Below are 916 nucleotides of genomic sequence, written 5' to 3'. Positions count from 1 at the left end.
CCTCCGGCGCCTGGCCGCTGGCGCGGACCGCGCGCGAACTCGGCGCGTTGGCGGCGGCCGAGCGTGAACGGGTCGCCGGTGCCGCGCGTGCCGACGACTACGTGATCAGCTCGACCATCCTGTCGATGCTGCTGATGAACGGCTCGGCGCCGCATCGCGCCTTCGTCGAGGCGGCGGCCGGAGCCCAGCCGCGCCGCCCCGACTGGATCACCTGCTCCTACGAGTGCGCCGGCTGGGGCTACGTGCTGCGCCGCGCGCTCGACAAGGCCGCCGTGTCGGGCCCGCACACGCTGCTGCTGCAGCTGCTCGACGTGGACCTGCACGGCTATGCCTACTGGCACGGCAACCCCGCCTGGGGCGCCTCGGGCTTCGGCCTGGCCACCCTGCTGATCGAGGTCGACCGGCCCGGTCCGCACCAATCGCTGATCGCCGGCGCCGCGCCGCCGGCCAACGCGGTGGTCCAGCTGGGCCGGACCCTGCGCGGCTTCTGCGCCGAGCGGCCCGGGCTGCGCGCGGCGATCCCCTTCTTCCCCGCCCAGTCGCGCCGCGCGATGCTGGCCACGCTCGGCAAGACGCCGCTGATGCCGGACGGCCATGCGCGCTTCGGCCATGCCTTCGGCAGCGATCCGTGGATCTCGCTGCTGCTCGCCGCCGAGCAGGAAGGGCCGCCGGCGCGCGCGGTGGTCTGCTCGCTGGCGCTGAACGGCTATTACGCGATCGGCGACGTCGCCTTCGCGCCCGATGCGCGCTTCACGCTCGCGGCCGAACCGCCGGCGGCGGCGCGCGAGGAGGCCGGCTCATGAACCCGCCCGTGCTGCTCGCCTACCGGCTGCGCCGCGCCGCCTCGCGGCCCGTGCTGGTGCCGGCCAACGCCTACCGGATGCCGCTCGGCATGCCCGGGGGCAGTGCCGCCGAC

At 75.7% G+C, this 916-nt stretch carries 1 protein-coding gene; it reads left to right on the top strand.

The window, feature by feature from the left end; genetic code table 11:
• Nucleotides 1–803, top strand: an 803-nt coding sequence (locus F3J18_RS38485) for a hypothetical protein (RefSeq protein ID WP_240156531.1), incomplete at its 5' end; no start/stop codon positions are given.
• Nucleotides 804–916: the final 113 nt, after the last annotated feature.

The organism is Burkholderia sp. Ax-1720 (assembly GCF_011753035.1).
Classification (GTDB): domain Bacteria; phylum Pseudomonadota; class Gammaproteobacteria; order Burkholderiales; family Burkholderiaceae; genus Burkholderia; species Burkholderia gladioli.
Note: the sequence above shows the minus strand (reverse complement) of the source record. Positions and strands in the feature narration are given on the sequence as shown.